The sequence below is a fragment of the Haliovirga abyssi genome (assembly GCF_030295325.1).
Taxonomy (GTDB): Bacteria; Fusobacteriota; Fusobacteriia; order Fusobacteriales; family Haliovirgaceae; genus Haliovirga; species Haliovirga abyssi.
Map to the genome: position 1 here is coordinate 1451459 of NZ_AP027059.1, position 22791 is coordinate 1474249.

Below are 22791 nucleotides of genomic sequence, written 5' to 3' on the forward strand. Positions count from 1 at the left end.
ACCTATTTTATACCTTTATTTTAATTTTGTCAATGTAATTATAATTTTCGTAATATTTTTTATAAATAAACTATATTTAGTACCATAAAATTTAACTTATTTTATAATTTTTTATTCTTATCATAATCAGGTAGTAAAGATGCACATATCTTTGGAAAGAATGTCCATCCAACTATTAATTATTTAGATACAAAATTATTACTCGTGTTTCAACATCTCCCATTCTTCTTTCAATATTCCATAGCTGACTGAATCATAATACACACCGTTTACTATTCTAGCATTTCTATATTCAGCTTCTTTTTTCAACCCTAGTTTTTCTGCTAATCCCATCATTCGCACATTTCCAGACCATGTAGTTAGACCTATCCTTACCAATTCATCTTTAGTCTCAAACACTTTATCTATCCATAATGCTAAAGCTTTATATCCAATTCCACAGCCCCAATAGTTTTCGTTGAAAATTACTATTCCTACTTCTAGCCAATTAGTTTCTTTTGACTTCCAATACCAATTTACAAGGCCTATTATTTCATTAGTTTCCATATCAGCTATTATTTCTCTGTTTCCCAATACGTTCTGTTCTCCTGATTCAAGTCTACTACGAAGAGTTTTGATGTTTTCCTCATGTTCTTTTTCATTCGCATGTTTGTAATATGGCCCATTGTATTTGTGATAAATTCTTGATGGATGTGTCCATACTTGGTAGTCTTCAATATCTCCCAACTGTAATTCTCTCAATTTTAGTTTAAATAGCCTCTTCATTTCACCCCTCCAATATCATTTTTGACTATTTCCATTCATATTCAAATCCATCATATACTAATTTTCTTCATCGATGCTGCCCACAGGAATGGGTAAGTTTTTTCTAATTTAAAATCTTTATTAGTTTTCGTACTTCATTAATATTGTTACAAATTTCTACATTAAAATTTTTTGACAATGCTCGCTTTTGATTAATAACTTCTTCTATTAGTTTATTATTTGGTTCAACAATAAAAAAAATATTTTTGCAAGTACTATCCTTTATCTTGGGAGAAAATTCATTTAATAACCATTCTGTATCATCAGGATTATTTTCAAATCCATCATTTGCATATGTTATCCAATTTTTTAAATTATTATTCTGAATTAGTTTTAATCCATATATTAACGGTTTCCTATAATTATCATATTCACAGAATTTTTTCCATTTACAATAAACCGCCTTTTCTTTTTCCAATAAATCAACTTCACAATATTTAGAATTAAACATCTTCTTATCTCCTCCAATTATCTTTTAACTTTTAATAGCACTATAACTATAATTTATTCATAACTTTTTCCACTTTAAATCTTAGTTTCTATAAAATTCTTTACTTCGTTTAAATCTATACAAATATTTTCTATGGATTCATTCGTTCTATTAATTTTATTTCTTTTTAACCAAATTGATTTTATACCACAATTTTTTGCTCCTAAAATATCACTTCCAATAGAATCCCCTATATGTATCACTTCATTTTTATATATATTAATCTTTATAATTTGATATATTTTTTTATTTTACACTTATTTTAATTTCAACTTTATCAACTAAATTTATTTCTGAAAAACCTCCAATCGGAAAAGTAATTTGTGGTGTTGTATGTCCAAAATCTACATTTGATACTATTGGAATATTTCTTAATTCTTTTTTTGATTGAATTATCTTCAAAAATATTTCTTCTTTCATCTTTGATGTTATTTGAAATCTTCCAAATATTATACCTCTTACTTTTTCAAAATTTGGTTGTTGTATTAACGATTGTAAATCTCTATCAAAATTTTCTGGAAAAGTTAATTTATCATCTTCAATTAATAATATTGTATTTTCCAAATTCGGCATATATTCAGTTCCTTGCAGTAAATTTAATGTAGATAAATTTCCTCCAATTATTTTTCCTTTTCCTATACCTTTATTTATAATTCTATATCCTTCATTCTTATAAAAAATTCGATTTTCTTGATCTAAAAACCATAAATCATCACTCCATTCTAATGATTTTTCAACTATAAAATCTTCATTATTAAAAAAAATCTTTTTAAAATAATTTTTTGTATAATCTATACCTTTTTTCATCCCAAATGTTGAATAATATGGTCCTAAATAAGTTATCATACCCGTTTTTTTATATATCGCATTTAATAATACTGTTATATCCGAATAACCACAAATTATTTTAGGATTATTTTTTATCAGTTCATAATCTATGAATTTTAACATTTGATTTGCATTGTATCCTCCAAGTGCTGTAAAAATACCTTTAATTTTTTTATTTAAAAATGCTTCATGTAAATCTTCTATTCTTTCTTCAATTGAGGATGAATCGAATTCATCTGATTTTTCGCAATTTTTTGAAAAGCTAACCTTTAATCCCATTTCTTCAAAACATTTATTTGCAATATCTCTAGTTTCTTCACTTATTAAACTCAAACTTTTTGAAGGAGCTATTATTCTTATTTCATCTCCTCTTTTTAATTTCTCTGGAAATATCATCATCTTTTTCCTTTCTCAATTAATTCTTTAGTGATTTTTCTACTTTTGCTATTAATAAGTATCCTCCCTATTGTAATTAAAATTATTTCGTTATTTCTTATTTTTTGCAGTTTTTCATTATAAACCAATTTATAAAATATGAGTTCTTATTTATGTTCTGATTCTACCGAAAAAGTTCAGTTTTGCATTTATTATACATCTTAAATCCTTGATTCCATAGACTTTTCTATATTCTAAAGAAAAGTTTTTTAGTGCTATCTTTTTTTACTTTGTTTTAATACTTCTTATAATACCATATACAATCAACAGTAGTCCTACCAGTATATTCAATATTTGAATCACCTTTTCTGGAATCATTGTTTTCATAAATGATAATATTATTACACATAAACCAAGAAACAAAAAAGTGGCTAATCCTGAAGCAATTCCAAACACTATCAATTCCTTTTTACCCATAGAATATTCTATCATTTTTGCAGTAAATATACTCGTCCAAAAAACAATAGTTAATGGATTTGAAATTGTTAATATAAAAGCTAAAATGAAACTTTGTTTTAATCCACTATTTATTATTTCAACTTGAATATTTTTTGGCATAAAACTAATCCCTTTCACAATCATTAGTAATCCAAATATAATTAAAATAACCGAACTAATAAACCCAACTATTCTTTTGGTTTTTTCTTCCTCTAGAATTTTCCCCACTCCCATTATAGCTAAAATTATATAAATATAATCTACAATTGTTACAGCAATCACCGCAGATAAAGCAGTTGTTGCTCCATTTTGCAAAGATATCTTCGCAATAAAAACAAAAACAGGTCCGATTGCCATTTGTAGTAATAATCCTGTTGTTAATCCTTTAAAAAATATTTTCTGCATATTTTCTCCTTTCTTCTTCGATACTCCTTATAAAATAACTTTAGATACGAATATTTTTCTTATTTGTATTTATAGATAAGTTTATATTTTGATAAATCAATTTATATCATTGTTCTGCATAAGCATATGTAATCTTGATTTTGTTAAATTTCTATATTTTTTGAAGGAGCATATACTAAAAATAAATCAAAAATACTGTCCTTATATTTTTAATCACACGTGCAAGATAGTACATAACATCCCGACGATATATGAAGTCTAACACGCAGTGTTAGATTTGTCGAAGATCGCAGCGAAGCGGAGCATATATTGTCTGTTATATAAAGTTGTTAAATAATTTTACAATTGAAATGTTTTGTAGTTTATCCATTTCCCATCGTATTTTATATTTAAATTAATCTTATTAAGTTTAATATTTGGGGGTATTTTTTCTTTTAGTAAAGCTAACTCTTTTTCTATCTGGACATTATGATTCTTACTTGAACTAATAGTTATATGTGCAGATAAGTTATCTATTGAAATTTTACCATTATAAGGAGGTGTTTCGATAAATTCAGTTGCAAACTTCTTTATGACATCTAATATAGGTTCTTGTAGAGTAGGTTTGAAATACATTATTTCGTTAGACATAAAATATCCTATATCAGTAATTGAAATGTCTATTTTTGAAATTGTATTACATAATTTTTCAAGACGACTTAAATTATTGTTAATATCACTTAAGTTACGAAAAAAAGGATATATGATTGAAATATGAGGAAGCATCCCAATAGCTCCATCTTTGGTATATTTTTCTCTATATGGCTGAATATATGGTATTAACTCTTCTATAGTAAAATCAATAGCTGATGCTTCAACTTTACTAGGATCTAATTGTTGCATATTCCCTCCCTATTATAATTAAAATTATTTCGTTATTTCTTATTTTTCGCAGTTTTTCATTATAAACCAATTTATAAAATATGAGTTCTTATAGACTATAAACAATATTTATATGCTTTTAAGAAAATTAGACGCACTTTAATAAAACGTTTGTCATTTTATTTTTTTTGGCGTGGTAATCCCTAATATTCTTATAGCAACAAACATCCCATGTCTAACAGGATCTATGTCCTAAATTCCTTCGTTCTGTATGTCTATAAGTTAGGTGTTGATTAAAGCTCTTATTTAATTATTTTATATAACGGTTCAGTGCAAGACGCCGTCAGTGAGAGCCAGCGTAGCGTTTCTCGAAATGATGGCGTCTGCACGTTGTTATCAGATGATAGCAGTCTGATTAGTTTTATCCCCCCAGAAAGGATTTTACTCTTTTAATCTAACTCTATCTCCATCAATCTTTCATCCTCGGATACTTCAAAGCCTAAAATACCTTCTTTTTCCAATTCTACCTTTTCTACTTCTGCTTTTGGGATTTTTAATGTTAAGTCATTTGGTCCATCTACACTTATTATTTCTAAGTTATGTTTTTTTTGAAATTCCCAACTACCAAATACTCTAAAATATCCATTTTCTGCTTCATTATGTATATAAAAATCTCTCCCCTTATACCATATAATTGTTCTTAAACTATATGCATTCTCTATTTCTTCCAATGGAACTATTTTGCTATATATTCCTATTTCTGGTAGTTTAGTTCTCTCATTATAAACTAATTCAAATCCATTTTCTACTAAGTCTTCCTCATCATGTGATATTAATTCTACTTTGGTTTTATCTCCTTTTATTCTTAAAACTCTATATTCTTTCCCTTTGTATATTGCTTTTCTTCCATTCTTTATTTCCATTAACTATACACCTCTTTTTATTTTAATTTTTTCCATATTTCTTTTTTAGAATTAAATTCTCCTATCAATTCTTCACTGCCATCTTTTGATACTATATATACTTCTCCTTCTGTTGGCATTAACCCTTCAGGTTTTCCTTTTATCCAACTTTCATATTCTGGTATACATCTGTCATTCTTTATAAATCCATGCCCTGTTTGCGGACTATCTATGTTATCCATTTTCTTTGTATTTATATCTATTTTCTTTGAATATGGTACTGTTAAATATTCTGGTTCTTCTACCTTATATCTTATTGCTACACATTTATCTGCTTCTGTAAATAATGAACCTTCATAATCTAATCTTAACCCATCATATATCTCTTCTATAGTTTTTAAATCTTGTACATCTCCTGCTTTTGCTGTACAGCCTCTTATTGTTGTATAATTAAATATATCATCTAATTTCTCTATTGGCATAACTTTTTGCAACAACGTATCTTCTGTTGGCGATGAGATACTATCTCTTACTTCTTTTATAAATTTTGCTTCACTTTCGCTTAACTCATCCCCTTGTTTTAATAATAATTTCTTAAAATATTTCATATCTTTTCCTAATTTCAATACCCTTTTCTTTATTATTTCCTCTGAACTTTTCAACCCTTTTACATACTTCCTTGTAAATCTTCCCTCTATCTTCAATACTTCATCTGCATTTTTTACTGCTCTTTCTTCTAAGCTTTTTCTCTCTAATTCACTTTCCTCTGTCTTGGCTATTACATTCCCTTCTCTTACTTCTGTTTTCTTTATTTCCCTTATGTCTTCTATCTCTTTATAGCTTGATTTTGGTACTGCCTTCACTTTTACTCTTATTCCTGTATTTGCTTCCACCAATTCTTTATTACTTAATATCTCGCTTAATTTATCTTGCATCTCTTCAAAAAACTCTTTTACTCTTCTATTTATCTGTACTTTTAATTTTTCTAATCTATTTATTATATCTTCTAATGTTTCTATTAACTCTTTAAATTTCCCTATTCCTGGTATCTTTTCTTTTATTTTCTTAAATCCATCTATACTACTATCAAATACCTTTTGTAAATTCTTTGTACTACTTTTTCTTAATTTCTCCCAATCTAATTTCTCTAAAAATTTTATTGGGTCTCCCTTTCCCATTTTCCTTAGTAATTTTAACATTCCTTTTAGAGCTGCTTCTCCTGTTTCTTTTAATATTATTTTAAATATACCTTTTAATGCACTTCCTGCTACTGGAATCATTCCTACTGTGGTTAATATTAAACCTAGCCATGCTTGTTGATCATTTTCCTCACTCTCATCACATAAATGTAATATATTCGCTACTATATCCTCTATATCTCCTATTTGATCTATTACTGGTATCATTGTTAATAGCATTCTTGCTATTATTTGTCCTGTTGTTGGATTTTCTTCAAAATCTCCTAATAATACCCCTTTACTCCAATTTCCTGCTTCCTTTAATCCTTTTAAGGTTTTATTATATATTTCTTCATACCAACTATCCTCTTTTATAGACTCTTCTTTTGTTAATATCTCTTCTATACTCGCTCTTGGATTATAGTTTGGATTTACTTCTGGTTTTATTTCTGGTTTATACTTTCTTTCATCTTCTCCTAAATGTGCTTCTAATTCTCCCTCTGGAATCTTGCCTTCTATTAATATTTTTCCATTTTTATCTAATTTTCCTTCTTGGAATAGTTCTCCATTTTTATCTAATATTTTATAATAAGCTGATTCTACTGCACTTCCGTCTTGATAAAGATAATTTATTCCTATTATTTTTTCTTCTTCTTTTTTTAATTCTTCTTCCTTAAATTCTTCCCTTATTGGACCATAATTTTCTTCTTCATTCACTATTCTTCTATCATCTTCTTTTGCCTTCATACTTACAACTAAACTTCCTGAACTTCCTGATTTTTTTACTTTCTCTTCTCCTAAAATTCTACTTATTTTGAATTTTATATTTTCTTGCTCTACTACTTCTCTTAAATCTTTACTATATAAATACATTATAGATGATAATTCACTTTTTTTCAATTCTACTCGCTCTTTTGATAATATCTTTTCTGCTATATAACTACCTACTGCTCCTATTAATCTTTTTAATTCCATTAATGGTTTTTTATAATTTAATAATATTTCATACCCTTCTTTTGATAAATATACATTTAATCTAAAACTTACTTTTTCTAAATTTTTACTTAACGCAGATATCCATAATTCCATTACCCAATAATTTATATGTAAATCTTTTTGTCTTCTCATTGCTTTTTTCTTTATATTATTATTTAATAATATATGGCTACTTTCTTTATATTCTGATAAATTATAGCTTTCTCCCAATTTTTTAAATACAAAATCTAACCCTTTATTTTCTTTATATGCTTTAAAAGTTATTTGTAATATCTTTTCACTTTTGGGAAATATCAGATTATTATAATATGGCATTTCCTCTACTTCTCTTAATGTTAAATAAAAATAGTGTTCTACTCCTATATATTCTTCCTTATAGCTTAATGCACATCCTTCAAATTTTATTTCTCGCTCTACTTGACCTGCTTTTACTATTCTTATCTCTATTTTCCTTATAGAAGATGTTGAGTTATTAAAATCATTTCTATTTACTAACCCTGCCCATTTGGCTAATTTTATCCCTTCTTTTGTTTCTTCATAATCATTATTTGGATAATACCCTTTTATTTGGTATACTTTTGAACTATAATCTAAGTTCATACCTTTTATAAAGTTTGATGTTAAATGGATTTTTTCTCCACTTCCATCTGTTGTTAATGGTTTTAATATTATTTCCGTTCTTACACTTTCTCCTAAACTATCGTAACTATATATTTCTAGCATAACTCTTTCCTTTCTACTTTCTACTTTATTTTTTTCAAAAATAGGGACTAAGACTGATATTGTCTGATAACTCGTTTATACACGCATAACACACCTTCGCATATCCCTCCATATAGTTCGTATATACGCAAATTACTTCATATTATACAATTCAATGTCATCAAATAGCTATACCGCCTTTGCCAGCAATTTATTACTTACATGAGTATAAAATTCTTATATCATAAACTATATACATTATAATTTCTTTTTAAATTTTAATCTTTTAATACTTTTTGAATACTACTCAAATATTCCTTGCACCATATTTCCCAACCCCATTTCATCCGTCAAATAAATGTTTTTTATTTATCTTTTTATACTCTTCTAATTTGAATAAAGTTACCACGCCATCTTTATTCAAATTAAATTTTACTATATCCATTATCTTTATGTTTACTGCTCCACTTAACCAATCTATCTATCCCCCTCCAAAAAAATCAAAAACAGGTGGTGGGGCCACCTGTTTCGTGTGGGGAATGAAAAATTCGGAGGAATTTTTCTTTATCAAAAATGTGCTTAATCTCTATTGTTGACTTATTATACTCCTCCATTTATATTCTGTCAAACCCCACTTTTGTCCTGAATAGATACTTTTCCGACCTGAACAGGCACTTTTATGACTCAAATAGATACTTTTATGTCCTAAACTAAAAAATTTAACTTTTTTTAATTTTTTTTAAATATCCATCTTTAACTACTTGTCTAGCTCTAGCTATTGCCAATGAATCCTTTGACACATCTTCTGTAATCGTTGATCCTGCTGCTATCAAAACATTATCTCCAATTACTACTGGAGCTACAAACTTAGTATTACTTCCTACAAAAACATCTTTTCCTATTATAGTTTTAAATTTATTTTTTCCATCATAATTACAAGTTATTGTACCTGCTCCAATATTTGTATCTTCTCCTATTTCCGAATCTCCTATGTATGTTAAATGTCCTGCTTTTACCCCTTTTTCTAATGTTGATTTTTTTATCTCTACAAAATTACCTATATGTACATTTTTTTTCAAATAAGCTTTTGGTCTTAAATGCGCAAAAGGTCCAATTGTAACGCCCTCTTCAACTACAGACTCTTCTATTACAGATGATTCTATAACTACATTAGCTGATATTTCACTATTTACTATTCTACTATTCCCAATTATAGTTACATTTTCTCCAATTACTGTATTGCCTTGAATTATTGCTCCAGGATATATAATTGAATCTTTACCTATTTTCACATCCATCTCTATATAAGTTGTACTTGGATCTATTAATGTAACTCCCGATTCCATTAACTCCATATTTTTTCTGTCTTTCAATATGCTTTCTGCGGTTGAAAGATGTACTTTTGAATTAACTCCATAAACCTCTTTATTATCTGAAATTTTATGAGTTTTTACATTCTCTCCATTTTCTTTTAAGATTTTAACTACATCTGTTAAATAATATTCACCTTTTTCATTGTTTTTTCCAACTTTATGAAGAGCTTTAAATAATTTTTTGGAATCAAAACAATAAACACCAGTATTAACCTCTTTTATTGCTTTTATCTCTTCTGTAGCTTCTTTTTCTTCTACAATCGCTTCTATATTTCCACTTGTATTTTTTACAATTCTTCCATAACCAAATGGATTTTCAAAATCTGTTGTTAAAACTGTTGCTGCCTCTTTATTATTTATATGCTCATTTATAAGCATATCTATAGTTTTTGCAGTTATAAGTGGTGTATCTCCACATAAAACTACTACAATTCCATCATAATCTTTCAATTTTTCTTCTGCCTGCATTACAGCATGTCCTGTTCCTAATCTCTCATTTTGCACTACATATTCAACTTCGCCTAATTCTTCCAAAACTTCATCTATCTTATGCCCTAATACTAAAATATTTTTTTCAACTTTTGCTTTATCTAATTCTTTTATAACTTGTTTTACCATTGGAATCCCATTAACTTTGTGTAAAATTTTTGGTAAATTTGATTTCATTCTTGTTCCTTGCCCTGCTGCTAAAATAATTGCTATTGCTTTCACTTTATCTTCCTCCCTATAGTTCTATTATATTTTGTGCCATTTCTCTAAATGTATCATCATGCGTCACAATTATAGCTTGTTCTAAATTTCCAACTATTTCTTTAAATGAATCTGCTAAAGCCAATCTTCTTTCTTCATCTAAATTAATAGTCGGCTCATCAAATATTGCAAAATTTGTATTTGATAAAAACTTGGCCATTGCACTTCTAACTGATATTGCCACTGCTATCTGTTCGCCACCAGATAACATATTAAAACTTTTTTCTATATTTGCACCTTTTAATACTAAACTATAATTATCATAAAATTTCACCTCTTCAGATCTTCCAGTTATTTTTCTGTAATTATCTGTTGATAAAATTTCTATTTTTTCCATAAACTTTTTAGCTATTTTAGGCCCTAACTCATTTAATCCATCTCTAAATTCTTTTAATAAACTGTTTTTTAAATTTATTCTCTTTTCCTCTTTTTCTTTTTCTTTTATTTGCTTACTCTTTTCCTTTTCTATTATTATATTTTTTTCTATATGCTCTATCTCTTGTTTTACCTCAATTTTCTCTTCTACAATATTTTCTTTTTTTAATTTTAAGTTTTTTATTTCTAACAAAATATTTTCATATTCTTCTTTTATAAATTTCCCTTCTAACTCTGTTATCGCTTCAACCGTTTTAGATTGTTTCTTTAATAAATCTTTTTTCTTTTGTTCCTCTTTTTTTATACTCTCTTCTATTCTATCTAATTCTTTTGATTTATTTATATTTTCTTGATATATTCCATAATTCTTTTTTAATATCAACTTTTTTCCTTTCAACTCATCTATCTCTATAGTTAATTTTTCTAATTCATTAGGAATATTTTTTAATTCTTCTATCTCTTTATCTAATTTTTCTATTTTAGTTTCAATAATTTCATTTTTTCCTTCTATGCTTTTTATTAAATTCTCACTTTCTTCTATATTTTTTTCATATTTTCTTTGTTCTTCTAATTTATTTTTTTTACTCTTTTCTATTTTATTATATTCATCTATTAAATTTTCTAATTTACTTTTTATTTTAGATAAACTCAAATCCAGTTTTTCTTTTTCTTCATTTGTAAATTCATATTCTCTGTTTTTTAATTTTTTTATTTCAATATTTTTATCTATATTTTCAATTTCTAATTTTAACTTATCTAATTTTAATTTATCACTTTTTATATTAGACAATTGTCCTTCTAGTCTATTTTTTTCTGTTTGTATTTTCTTTAATTCCTTTTCTACTTCTTTATAATTTTCCAATTTTTCATTAATATTATCTATTTTTTCTACATATTTTTCTTTTGTATCTTCAAAATATCTATTTGTATTTATAGAATTTAAATTTTTACATTTTTCCTCAAAATATGGACATTCTCCTTTTATTAAACTTTTCTCTGCATTTTTAAGTTCTTTAACTCTATAATTTAAAATTTCAATTTCTCTATTCAAACTATTTTTTTCTTCTATTTTTTTATTATAATCATCTATCTCTTTTTCTAAAATATCTTTTTTTTGTAAAAATTCTTCTTCTAATTTTATATTTTTTTCCGTATTACTCTTGTCTTTTATTTTTATTTTTTTTTCATTATTAAGATCATTTATAGAATTAAATATTTTTTTATAATTATTAATTTCTTCTTCTAATTTTTCTTCTGATTTTCTATACTCTTTTCCATTCTTTTTAATCTCATTTAATTCCTCTTCTAACTTTTCAACCTCTTCTTTGCTTTTTAAAATTTGATTTTTATCTTTTTTAGCTAATTCTATATATTTGTTAATTTCACTTTTATTAATAGATATTTGATTTTCTGATTTTAATTTTCCCTCTTTAATTTTTTTCAATTTTAAATCAAATTCTAATTTATCTTTATGTAGCTTTTCTAATTCAGATATTTTTTTCTCTACTTCTACATATTTCAAATAATCTTTTTCAGTTTCAACAACTTTTTTTAAAGCATCTTTTGAATTTAAAAGTTCATCTTCTCTTTCTAAAATATAATTTTTAGTTGTTTCTAAATTTATTAATATGCCATTTTCTAATTCTCTCTCTTTTTCTAATTTTCTTTTTATTTTCTCAAAATTTTCTTTTTTAATTTCAAAATCATTTAATTCTAAAATTAGTTTATCTAATTCTTTCTCAATATCTACTTTTTTAATCTTTCTTTCTTCCAAACTCTCTTTTAATAAATTTAAATCCTGCAAATTAGATTTTAATCCATTTATTTCTCCTATTAATAAATTCAAACTATCATTATATTTATTAGCTAATGATTTTGAATATCTATCATATATTTCTCTATAAATTTGAGTATTAAATATTTTATTAAATAATTTTTTTCTATTTTCTCCTTTTTCAGTAAAAATATTCACCATTTTATTTTGATAAGCCATAATTACATTCTCAAAAATAGCACTTACATTATTTTCTATTCCAATAATTTTTTTCAATTCAATATTTATATCATTTGTTCCTTTTGCTAATATTACATTTTTATTAAGTGCCCTTAATTCATTTACAGGAGATGTCCCAATTTTTTTCTTTACTCCATATTCATTCCCATCTACTCCTACAAATTCCACATATATTTCAGCTGATTTCTCTCCATACAATATAGAATCTTTATTAGGTCTTTCTTTTTGAGATACATTAAATAAAACCATCCCTATTGCTTCCAAAATTGATGATTTTCCTTTCCCATTTTTTCCTAATAATAGATTTATTCCATTAGTAAACTCTATCTCAACATCTTTATGTACTCTATAATTTTTTAATTTAACTTTTTTTATTCTCAATTTAAAGACCCCTAATATAATTTATTTTAGGAATGGTTTAAAAATAACATTCCTATTTTATTGTAAAATACTCGATAATTTTAGAAAACTACTTTTTTGTGGTCTAATCATAAAATATTAAAAACTTATTTTTTAAATGTTCTTTAATATCTATTTTTAACTTTGCACTATTTTTTCTAAAAACTGATCAAAAGTATCTATAAAGATATCCTCTTGTTTTTCCTCTTGTAAATTTTTTAATTTTTCCAAAACTTTTACCGTTTCTTCTGAATTTGCAGAAAAATCATTTTCCCATTCTATAATAATATCCTTCTCTATCTCCTCTATGTTTTTACTTATATCTCCAATGCTTCCCTGTTTTTCAATTTTAGGGTATTTAGATTTCACAATAGCTTTTAATGCTCCTTTTTCTTCCAATGCTTTTTCACACCAGTTAATATCTATAAAAAAATATTTTTTAAAAGTCATCTCTACAATTACTATATCTTCCTCTTTTTCAATTTTTATATCTTCAATTTTTTTTATAAATTCCTCTTGAAATTGATTAATATTGTTACTTTCAACTTCAAATTTTATATCTATTTTTTTTCTAATAAAATCTTTAAATGTTATAAATTCTCTTTCCATAGTTTCAGTGTCAAAAATTATAGCTCCTTTTTTTTCTCCATTTTCTGCCAAATCCCAATATTCTAATGAACCAGGTAGAAAAAAATATGGATTTTCTTTTGGATATTCTGCATATGAATGAAGATGCCCACCAGCAATATATTTTACTTTTCCTTTAAAATTATTTAAAATATCCCCATTAATTGTTCCCGCTAAAAAGTCATTTTTTGCAATTCCAGTATGTACTAATATTATATTTTCTTCTTTTTCATCTATAAAATCAGATAATTCTAATAAAACTTCATCTACAAATGCTCCTGGATATCCTACTCCCCAAAAATAAATATTATTTATAATTACTGGCTCAAAAATATATTTTTCATTTTCAAAATAATAGGTTGGTCTTTTAAAATATCCCTTTTTTTCAAGATATATTATCCAAGATTCAACCTCCTTATTAAAATAAATATTATCATGATTTCCTTCAATAACAACACAATTAATATTATTTTCTTTTAAGTTTTTTAATATATTTTCAGTTTTTTCCAATACTTCTGGATATAATTCTTTTTTATCAAATATATCTCCAGCAATTAAAACAGTGTCGACTTTTTTTTCAATAGCAATTTCAATAGCTTTTCGAAATGCTTTAAAATAATCTTCATATCTTTTTTTAGCAAATAACCCTTGTCCACCAACAGGTTTTCGCCCTAAATGTATATCGGAAATATGCATTATTTTCATAATTTTTCTCCTTTTTATGGGCCAATCATTCTATAAAATCTATATTTACAGAGCAATTATACCATATTTAATTTCTCTTCTCAATATTTTTTAAATAACACAGCTTATTTTCTGAATAAATTTATACTTTTCTAACAAATTAAAAAATAGGATAAGCAAGATTTTAAAAATATCTCATCTATCCTATTATCATTTATTTTTTTAATATCTTTTTTTTATATTTTTGTTCTTTCCAATTAGTTTTTGGATTAATAATTGCAGCTGTCCCTAATGCTGTTATATAAAATGGAACAAAAAACACTATTGCTATTTTATCAACTATTCTTAATATTCTCCCATTTTCTATATCCAATTTTGAATATAATAAATAATCTCCTATTAATTTAAAAATAACACTCTTATCTCCAGTAAACAAAGAGTAAATTGTATATATATTAAAAAAATATTGTACAAAAACTAAAAGTCCTGATGGAGTGAATATATTTAAACTTCCAACTATCCATCTTTTATGTTGGTTAAATAGTTCTTTATAAGATTTCATTGGATTAGTTTCTACAATAGAATTTTTTGTAAACCCTGCCGCTAATTTATATCCTTTTCTTGCAAAACCTCTTATTAAAATTTCATCATCCAATATAGATTCCCCTAAATTTTCATATCCGCCTATTTTTATATACGCATTTTTTCTAAATGCTAAATTATTCCCTATTCCACTAGTATAATACCCAAACATTATTGGCACTTGGGCTATTTCCATTAAAAATCTATGTGCCACAGTTTGTAATCTATATAAAAAATTAGGATTTTGCATATGAGTTATTTCTGTCTTTCCTATCACCATTCCTAAATCTTTCCCAGCAAAATACTTTGACATTCTTCTTACCCAATTTTTATTAATTTTACAATCTGCATCTGTTATTAATATTAAATCTCCAGTAGCGTTTTTTATCCCTACATCCAATGCATTTTGTTTCCCATATAAATTTGATTCTTTTTTCTTTATAGTTATTATTTTCAAATTCTTAAATTCTTTTTCAAACTTTTTTGCTAATTCTAATGTCTTATCTTTAGAACGATCATTTATTAAAACCACTTCATATAATTCTTTTGAATAATTTTGATTCAAACAACTTGTTAATATTGTTTCAATGTTATTTTCTTCATCTTTAGCTGGTATTATTATTGATATTTTTTCACTATATACATTTTTAGATGCCATATTCCTAATATATCTTTTTTTATACACTCCTGATGAAATAAAAAAAACAACTATTAAAAAATATAAAAACATTATCACTGTTAATTCCTCCCCCATTTTTGTGAATTAAAAAAAACAAATTTATCTATTTTTTTTAATAATATGATTATAAATTAGTTTCATCTGCTATTCTACCAAAAATAATAAAAAATTTCTACAAAAAAAAAGGAAATATTATTTTTTGTAGTATATATTAATTGTGAGCGTAAAAAAATCAAATTTGGAGGGATATTATGAACATTACAGAATATCTAAAAGATATTAGTTACAATGAGCTGCTTTCTAAAAGCGAAGAAAAAGAACTAGCTATTTTAATTGCTGAAGGAAATATAGAAGCCAGGGAAAAGCTTATTGTATCTAACTTAAGATTAGTAGTTAGTATTGCTAAAAAATACATTGGTACTGGAATGTCTATTCAAGATCTTATCCAAGAAGGAAATATTGGATTAATAAAAGCTGTTTCTAAATTTGATCCTTATATGGGCAAAAGATTTAGCACTTATGCTACTTGGTGGATCAAACAATCTATTTTACGTGCTATTTCTACAAATAAAGGAGCTATGCGATATCCAGCTTATGTCCATGATTCTATTTCCAAAATAACTAAGTTTATTCGTTCTTATAAAGTTTCTTTCGAATCTTATCCATCAGTTATCGTTATCGCAAAAAATCTTGAAATGCGAAACGAAGAAGTAGAAAGAATTTTAAATCTTATTAATGTATCTTATGTTTCTTTTGATGAAACTTTTGCAGATAATATAGATTTCCATAATATCATTGCTGATGATGATTTATTAGAAGAACAAATTTTTGATGATTTTGAGAACCATCAATTAATGAATCTATTAAATTATCTTAATCCAAAAGAAAAAATCGTATTAATTTATCGTTATGGATTATTTAATACTAATCCTCTTACTCTAGAGGATATTGGAGAAAAATTAAATTTAACAAGAGAAAGAATTAGACAAATTCAAAATGCTGCTCTTTCTAAATTAAAGAAAAAAGCTACTTTATATTTCTCAAATTAATTATTAATTGTAATTAAATTTTATCTCCATAATTTATTCTACTTTATAAAAAGTCAAAAGTCAAATAAAAAAAATAAAAAGCAGATATAATTAAAAATTATATCTGCTTTTTATTTTTTTTATTTGAAACTCTCCATATCAATTTTATATTTACCATTTTCGTTTATTATTTTTAAATTGTAATCATTAGAAGTTTCATCTTTATCTTTTGTCCCATATTTCAAAGAAATCACTTCGATTTTAGTTATTTCTCCTGAAACGTTTAATATATCTTTTTTTTCTTTTCCATCTTTAAATATAGAAACTATTGTTTTTATACCTCTATTTCTCCCTATTCCTATTGAAAAAGTATTTATATCACTAAAACTATACTCAATATCTTTATTTATTGTTTTTTCATGTTTAATCCCTTGATTATCTGTCTCATTGTAAAAACATTCAATTCCTATATTTATTTCTCCCACATTTTCATTAAAAATTAAATTTTTATATTTTTCAGAATTTTCGTTAGGGTAAACTATTATTGGGTCATCTATTTTTTTTACAATCTTTTTTAGTTTTAATATTTTAATTTTAGCTATATCATTTTCTATCTCTACGCTTAATATATTATAAAAATATAAATCTTCTATTTTTATTTTATTATATAATTCATCGCTATAATTAACACTATTTTCTCTAATATAATTCTCATCTGAAATATTTGTTATAAAATCTTTTATTAATTTTTCTTGTTGAGATTTTTTTACCGTTTCTTCACTAATAATAATTGTTTTGCTTGCACACCCTAATATACTTAACGCGAGTATCATTGTTAATATTATTCTTTTCACTCTTTCCTCCCTTAAAAATTAAAAATTATGTTCATACTATAATCTCTATTTGGAACATATTCATTCTTATCATTATCATAAAAATATGTTTGTTTTATATCAATTGCTACATTTGTAGGTCCTGGCACACCAAACATATACCCTGGAGCTATTATATGTGCTTTAACATAAGTGTCTTCATTTAAAAAATTATCTTTATGATTTTCTGCTCCCATATTTTGTTGTTCATATATTATTGTTGATTTCAATTTTTTTGTTGGAGTTACATCTAATTTTGCAAACAGATGTGGTTTTATATTTTCATCTTTATAATCTTCATAACTAAGAGTAAATTTAGCAGTTCCCATAAAATCAAAATCTACATTTCCAAAATATCCCTTAACTTTCTCATTACTTTCTGTGCCTATTAGATAATTTAAATTATCAATAGCAGATATTTCATAAAACTTTCCAAAATATCCTGGAATTAAATTTCTATCAATATCTCTATATTCTAATCTATAATCTATTATTGCAACTTTTCCCATTACACCAATAAAATTCCCTGATCCATCATTTGATTTTTCTCCTAATTCTCCATTAACTTTTACTAAATCATAATAAGGAATAAAACTAGCATTTTGATCTTCTAATAAAGGTATTGCGAACTCATATGCAGTCCCGTCAACACTACCTTTTACACCACTAAACTCATCTCTATTATCTGTTACATATGTAACGCCTATTTCTGAATTGTTTATAACTGGTATTGCAGTTCCCATCACTTTTAAAGGTCTAACATATACTCTTCCTCCAACTGCGTGTGGCTGCTCTTCTGTTGGTATAGCCGAACCTAATATATCTTTTTTTAAAGGCATAAATCCCTCTATTCCTGCAGCTTTCTCAGGTAAATTAATACCTAAAACTAAACTTGTTTTTTCATTATTAGAATATCTATTTACTAAAGTCCCATGTCCTAAAATATAATTATTCAATACTCCATATCTAAATTTAAAAATTTCTCCATTCCAGTAAATATATTTAAATCCAAAATCTATATCATGCATATCTTTTTTACCATCATTATTATAATCAGCCAATCCTCCTGATGTTAAATAAATACCTAATTTAAGACCTAACCCTAATCTTCCAAATTGCAATTCTGGTGAAAAATTCATTTTTAATACTGGAGTAGATTCATCTCCCTGTTTTAAAACTCCCATCCCTACGCCAGCACTTCCATTTTCTTGAGAAAAAGAGACTGCTGTTAATACAAATAGCATAATTATTACTAGATTCTTTTTCATATAACCCTCCTTTTTTTATTTTTTCTGTTTTAATACAATAATATGATTTTTTTTACACAATCAACCATTTTTTATATTATACCCTATCTCCGATATTATGTCAATTTAAAAAAGGATAACTCCTGCACAACAGAGGAGTTATCCTTTTAATCATTTTATTATTTTTTTACTATCTAATATCTATTATCTATACAACGGAAATCTTTCAGCTAATTTACGAACTTCATTTTTAACTTCTTTTATTATATCTTCATTATCTATATTATCTATTACTTTAACTATTAATTCAGCTATTTTTACCATTTCTGTCTCTTTCATCCCTCTTGTAGTCACTGATGGAGTCCCTATTCTTATTCCACTTGTAACAAATGGTTTTTCTTTATCAAATGGTATTCCATTTTTATTTACTGTGATTTCTGCTTTAACTAATGCGTTTTCTACTGCTTTTCCAGTAAGTCCTTTTGGTGTCAAATCTACAAGCATCAAATGATTGTCTGTTCCACCTGAAACAATTCTAAGCCCTGCTTTTGTTAATTCATCAGCTAAAACTTTAGCATTTTTCACTACTTGAGTTTGATATTCTTTAAAAGAATCTGATAAAGCTTCTTTAAATGCAACAGCTTTTGCAGCTATTATGTGCATTAAAGGTCCACCTTGTATTCCTGGAAATATTGCTTTATTTATTTTCTTTGCAATTTCTTCATCATTAGTCATAATCATACCACCTCTTGGACCTCTTAAAGTCTTATGAGTAGTTGTAGTTACAACATGTGCATATGGTACTGGACTTGGATGAAGACCTGTAGCCACTAGACCTGCAATGTGTGCCATATCTACTACAAAATATGCTCCAACTTCATCTGCTATTTCTCTAAATTTTTTAAAATCAATTATTCTTGGATATGCACTTGCTCCTGCTATTATTAATTTAGGTTTATTCTCAATAGCTATCTTTCTTACCTCTTCATAATCTATTGTTTCTGTCCCAGCTGCTACTCCATAAGAAACAGAATTATAGATTTTACCAGAAAAACTTACTTTTGATCCGTGAGTTAAATGTCCTCCATGTGGAAGGCTCATCCCCATTACTGTATCTCCTGGATTAATCAAAGCTATATATACAGCCATATTTGCTTGTGAACCTGAATGCGGTTGTACATTTACATATTCTACATCAAATAGTTCTTTTGCTCTTGAAATTGCTAATTTTTCTGCAATATCAACTATTTGACATCCTCCATAATATCTTTTGTCAGGATATCCTTCTGCATATTTATTTGTCAATACGCTTCCTGCAGCCTCCATAACAGCTTTTGACACAAAATTTTCAGAAGCAATTAACTCAATACCATACTCCTGTCTCTCCTCTTCTCTTTCAATTACATCTGCTATTTCTGGATCTTCTTTTCTCAAATACTCCAAATTCATTTTATCTCCTCCTATTTTTTAGAATATAAAACTCTTATCTCACCCGGACTAAGTTTATATTTGTAAAAGTTATTTATATCATTTTGTTTATCTTCTGGTGAAATATCAATAATCTCATCACCATCTAAAATAGATTTTAAATCTTCAATTTTTATTTCAATATGATTATCAAAATCTAAATTTATTATCAAAAGAACGTTTTCTATATCAGTAGATTTCTTTAAAACTACAAGTTTTTCCTTTTCAAAATCTAAAAAATATAATTCAGTTTCCTGCTGAAAAATATTATAACTATTTTTTATTTCATTTATTCTTTTAATATAATCACTTATATTAAATCTTTTATCTTCACTCATAATTTGAGAACTCATAATAACATCTAATCTATCTTCTACTCCAAATTCATAACCAATTGGCAACATAACTCCTGAATTCATAAACGCTGACAAACCATACCAAGATTTAGAACTACACATTTCTCCATATTCTTCTACAATTCTTTCTGTATTATAGCTCTCTGGAAAACTTATTAATCCAACTAAATTTTTCAAAGTATAATGCTGTTCTAAAAACCAAGTTTCATTAAAGTCCCACCATTTTAAACTTGTAAAAAGATAGTCAAATTCTCCTCGTGCCAGCTCAACCATTTTATTAAAATCAGACCCTAAATTATCTGCAATAAAAATTATATCATTTTTTATTTCTTTGCTAGATTTTATAATCTTGTTCCACAATTCAATTGGCACTTTGTATGCTGTTGAACATTTAAATCCATCTATATCAAAAGTTGATATATAATATTTAGCTAACTGTTCCCAATAAAGCCATAAATTTTCCTTTTCAGCTGAATTATAATTATCAATTTCAGCTAAATCTGCCCATTCAACAAAACCTAAATTATCATTTGCTGAAAAACTTTTTACTCTATCCCCATTGTATTTATACCATTCAGGATGATCAAGTAATAGTTCAGAATCAATAGATGTATGCGTTACAATCATTTCAAATATAACTTTTAATCCTCTTTTATGAGCTTCCTCCACAAAATTTTTCAGTTGCTCTTCAGGAGAACCATCAAAATAATCATCTATAAAATTATTATTAATTTTATAAAAATCTCTTGGTGCATATAAACTTCCCGAAAACCCTGTTTCATATATGGGATTTAGATATACAGAGTTAAATCCCATATATTTTATTTCATCCAAATAATCTATCCAATCACTAATTTTTCCTGCTGCTTTTGGAAATAAATTATACAAAATAAGATTTTTGTTCATTATCTTTACCTCTTCTCGTAGTATTTGCATGCTCTACAAGTATACCGTCCTATTATGAGGTCTATTTTTTTACAACGATATACTTTATTTAATTTTTTACAACTATAACATCTTTTAAGAGTTGAAATTTTATATTTACAAGTCATTTTATTTTCTCGCTTCATTTGGGAACGTTTAAAAAATAAGTTTCTCATTTTTTGTTATAAAAACGCTTGAATCGTTGCGTATTTTAAAACAAAAGGATAAGGTTGTTTTTAAAGCGTTCCTAAATCATTCCGTATTTTAAAACAAAATCGGAAGGTTATTTTTAAGCCGTTCCTTAGTATAAATTTTTAATTTATTATATCATAAATTATACCAATTTACAATTTCTTTTCCCATTTACTATTCGTCCTATTTTATATACTTTTTCTCCATTTTCTTCTAATATAGAAATTGATTTTTCTGCATCATTTTCTTTTATAATCACAGCCATTCCAATTCCCATATTAAAAGTTTTATACATCTCTTTTTCTTCTATATTCCCTAATTTTTGCATTAATTTAAAAATTGCAGGAACTTCATATGATTCTTTTTCTATTTCTACATCTACATTTTCTGGCAATATTCTTGGAATATTTTCTATAAATCCTCCACCTGTAATATGCACTAATCCTTTTATTTTTACATCTTTTTTCAAATTTAATAAAGATTTAACATATATTTTAGTTGGAGTTAATATCTCTTCTCCTAATGTTTTTCCAAGTTCATCTACATATCTATCTATTTTCCAATCTAATTTGTCAAAAAATAGTTTTCTCACAAGAGAATATCCATTACTATGTATTCCAGAAGAAGCTAATCCTAATACAATATCTCCATCTTCTATCTCTTTTCCATCAATAACTTCATCTTTTTCTACTACTCCAACGGAAAATCCCGCTATATCATATTCTTCAGAATTATAAAAACCAGGCATCTCTGCTGTTTCCCCACCTATTAATGCACATCCAGATTGTTTACATCCATCAGCAATTCCTTCTACTATTGCCGATTGTTTTTCAACTTCTAAATTTCCAGTTGCCAAATAATCTAAGAAAAATAGTGGCTCTGCTCCCAAAACTACAATATCATTTACACACATAGCTACAGCATCTATTCCAATAGTGTCATGCTTATCCATCATAAATGCTACTTTTAATTTTGTCCCAACGCCATCTGTCCCTGAAACTAATATTGGCTCTTTATATTGTCCTAATTTAAATAATCCACCAAATCCTCCTAAATCTCCAATTACTCCATCTCTATATGTACTTTTCACACTTTTTTTTATTGCTTCTACAAATTTAGCACCAGCTTTTATATCTACTCCTGAATCTTTATACGTTAATTTATCAGACATTTTAACCTCCAA

The 22791-nt window shown here is 26.1% G+C and carries 18 protein-coding genes; 1 reads left to right on the forward strand and 17 read right to left on the reverse strand.

Annotated elements, in window-relative coordinates:
• Window positions 1-198: 198 nt before the first annotated feature.
• From RDY08_RS06460 to RDY08_RS06510, 12 genes are all read right to left on the reverse strand, one after another.
• Window positions 199-765 (reverse strand): GNAT family N-acetyltransferase, encoded by a 567-nt coding sequence (locus RDY08_RS06460; RefSeq protein WP_307903559.1) that lies wholly within the window; start codon window positions 763-765, stop codon window positions 199-201.
• A 103-nt stretch (window positions 766-868) separates the two neighbouring features.
• Window positions 869-1255 carry a hypothetical protein gene (locus tag RDY08_RS06465; protein WP_307903560.1) on the reverse strand — a complete coding sequence of 129 codons (387 nt, stop codon included), beginning with the start codon at window positions 1253-1255 and terminating at the stop codon, window positions 869-871.
• A gap of 74 nt (window positions 1256-1329) precedes the next feature.
• Window positions 1330-1536, reverse strand: a complete 207-nt coding sequence (locus RDY08_RS11655) for an HAD hydrolase-like protein (RefSeq protein ID WP_372339422.1) — start codon at window positions 1534-1536, stop codon at window positions 1330-1332.
• Between the two features lie 4 nt (window positions 1537-1540).
• Window positions 1541-2521, reverse strand: coding sequence for a S66 family peptidase (locus tag RDY08_RS06470; protein ID WP_307903561.1), 981 nt, complete (start codon window positions 2519-2521; stop codon window positions 1541-1543).
• A gap of 261 nt (window positions 2522-2782) precedes the next feature.
• Window positions 2783-3400, reverse strand: a complete 618-nt coding sequence (locus tag RDY08_RS06475; RefSeq protein ID WP_307903562.1) for a LysE family translocator — start codon at window positions 3398-3400, stop codon at window positions 2783-2785.
• Between the two features lie 339 nt (window positions 3401-3739).
• The gene (locus tag RDY08_RS06480) at window positions 3740-4282 is read right to left on the reverse strand and encodes a 2'-5' RNA ligase family protein (RefSeq protein WP_307903563.1); all 543 of its coding nucleotides are present in this window, start codon (window positions 4280-4282) and stop codon (window positions 3740-3742) included.
• A gap of 428 nt (window positions 4283-4710) precedes the next feature.
• Complete coding sequence (locus tag RDY08_RS06485; protein WP_307903564.1) at window positions 4711-5184, reverse strand: UCP033725 family protein; 474 nt, start codon at window positions 5182-5184, stop codon at window positions 4711-4713.
• A 17-nt stretch (window positions 5185-5201) separates the two neighbouring features.
• Complete coding sequence (locus tag RDY08_RS06490; RefSeq protein WP_307903565.1) at window positions 5202-8060, reverse strand: hypothetical protein; 2859 nt, start codon at window positions 8058-8060, stop codon at window positions 5202-5204.
• Between the two features lie 698 nt (window positions 8061-8758).
• Window positions 8759-10123, reverse strand: coding sequence for a bifunctional UDP-N-acetylglucosamine diphosphorylase/glucosamine-1-phosphate N-acetyltransferase GlmU (gene glmU / locus RDY08_RS06495; protein ID WP_307903566.1), 1365 nt, complete (start codon window positions 10121-10123; stop codon window positions 8759-8761).
• A 13-nt stretch (window positions 10124-10136) separates the two neighbouring features.
• Window positions 10137-12932 (reverse strand): AAA family ATPase, encoded by a 2796-nt coding sequence (locus RDY08_RS06500; protein WP_307903567.1) that lies wholly within the window; start codon window positions 12930-12932, stop codon window positions 10137-10139.
• A gap of 156 nt (window positions 12933-13088) precedes the next feature.
• Window positions 13089-14282, reverse strand: coding sequence for a metallophosphoesterase family protein (locus RDY08_RS06505; RefSeq protein ID WP_307903568.1), 1194 nt, complete (start codon window positions 14280-14282; stop codon window positions 13089-13091).
• Window positions 14283-14475: 193 nt separating this feature from the next.
• Window positions 14476-15573: a glycosyltransferase gene (locus RDY08_RS06510; RefSeq protein WP_307905447.1), complete on the reverse strand. Its 1098-nt coding sequence runs from the start codon at window positions 15571-15573 to the stop codon at window positions 14476-14478.
• A gap of 200 nt (window positions 15574-15773) precedes the next feature.
• Between RDY08_RS06510 and RDY08_RS06515 the strand changes: the two genes are divergently transcribed.
• Entirely contained in the window at window positions 15774-16571 is a 798-nt protein-coding gene (locus RDY08_RS06515) for a sigma-70 family RNA polymerase sigma factor (protein ID WP_307903569.1), read from the forward strand.
• A 119-nt stretch (window positions 16572-16690) separates the two neighbouring features.
• On the opposite strand, the gene RDY08_RS06520 is transcribed toward RDY08_RS06515, so the two are convergent.
• The 5 genes from RDY08_RS06520 to purM form a co-directional block, all read right to left on the reverse strand.
• A complete protein-coding gene (locus RDY08_RS06520) occupies window positions 16691-17404 on the reverse strand; it encodes a hypothetical protein (RefSeq protein WP_307903570.1) in 714 nt (237 codons plus the stop codon).
• 11 nt (window positions 17405-17415) lie between these two features.
• Window positions 17416-18690, reverse strand: coding sequence for a hypothetical protein (locus tag RDY08_RS06525; protein WP_307903571.1), 1275 nt, complete (start codon window positions 18688-18690; stop codon window positions 17416-17418).
• Window positions 18691-18873: 183 nt separating this feature from the next.
• Entirely contained in the window at window positions 18874-20118 is a 1245-nt protein-coding gene (gene glyA / locus RDY08_RS06530; RefSeq protein ID WP_372339410.1) for a serine hydroxymethyltransferase, read from the reverse strand.
• An 11-nt stretch (window positions 20119-20129) separates the two neighbouring features.
• The gene (locus RDY08_RS06535) at window positions 20130-21398 is read right to left on the reverse strand and encodes an alpha-amylase family glycosyl hydrolase (protein WP_307903572.1); all 1269 of its coding nucleotides are present in this window, start codon (window positions 21396-21398) and stop codon (window positions 20130-20132) included.
• Window positions 21399-21750: 352 nt separating this feature from the next.
• Entirely contained in the window at window positions 21751-22779 is a 1029-nt protein-coding gene (purM, locus tag RDY08_RS06540; protein ID WP_307903573.1) for a phosphoribosylformylglycinamidine cyclo-ligase, read from the reverse strand.
• Between the last annotated feature and the right edge of the window lie 12 nt (window positions 22780-22791).

Coding starts and splice junctions, on each gene's coding strand:
- RDY08_RS06460 (WP_307903559.1), bottom strand. CDS start 765: ATGAAGAGGCTATTTAAACTAAAATTGAGAGAATTACAGTTGGGAGAT.
- RDY08_RS06465 (WP_307903560.1), bottom strand. CDS start 1,255: ATGTTTAATTCTAAATATTGTGAAGTTGATTTATTGGAAAAAGAAAAG.
- RDY08_RS06470 (WP_307903561.1), bottom strand. CDS start 2,521: ATGATGATATTTCCAGAGAAATTAAAAAGAGGAGATGAAATAAGAATA.
- RDY08_RS06475 (WP_307903562.1), bottom strand. CDS start 3,400: ATGCAGAAAATATTTTTTAAAGGATTAACAACAGGATTATTACTACAA.
- RDY08_RS06480 (WP_307903563.1), bottom strand. CDS start 4,282: ATGCAACAATTAGATCCTAGTAAAGTTGAAGCATCAGCTATTGATTTT.
- RDY08_RS06485 (WP_307903564.1), bottom strand. CDS start 5,184: ATGGAAATAAAGAATGGAAGAAAAGCAATATACAAAGGGAAAGAATAT.
- RDY08_RS06490 (WP_307903565.1), bottom strand. CDS start 8,060: ATGCTAGAAATATATAGTTACGATAGTTTAGGAGAAAGTGTAAGAACG.
- RDY08_RS06505 (WP_307903568.1), bottom strand. CDS start 14,282: ATGAAAATAATGCATATTTCCGATATACATTTAGGGCGAAAACCTGTT.
- RDY08_RS06510 (WP_307905447.1), bottom strand. CDS start 15,573: ATGTTTTTATATTTTTTAATAGTTGTTTTTTTTATTTCATCAGGAGTG.
- RDY08_RS06515 (WP_307903569.1), top strand. CDS start 15,774: ATGAACATTACAGAATATCTAAAAGATATTAGTTACAATGAGCTGCTT.
- RDY08_RS06525 (WP_307903571.1), bottom strand. CDS start 18,690: ATGAAAAAGAATCTAGTAATAATTATGCTATTTGTATTAACAGCAGTC.
- glyA (WP_372339410.1), bottom strand. CDS start 20,118: ATGAATTTGGAGTATTTGAGAAAAGAAGATCCAGAAATAGCAGATGTA.
- RDY08_RS06535 (WP_307903572.1), bottom strand. CDS start 21,398: ATGAACAAAAATCTTATTTTGTATAATTTATTTCCAAAAGCAGCAGGA.
- purM (WP_307903573.1), bottom strand. CDS start 22,779: ATGTCTGATAAATTAACGTATAAAGATTCAGGAGTAGATATAAAAGCT.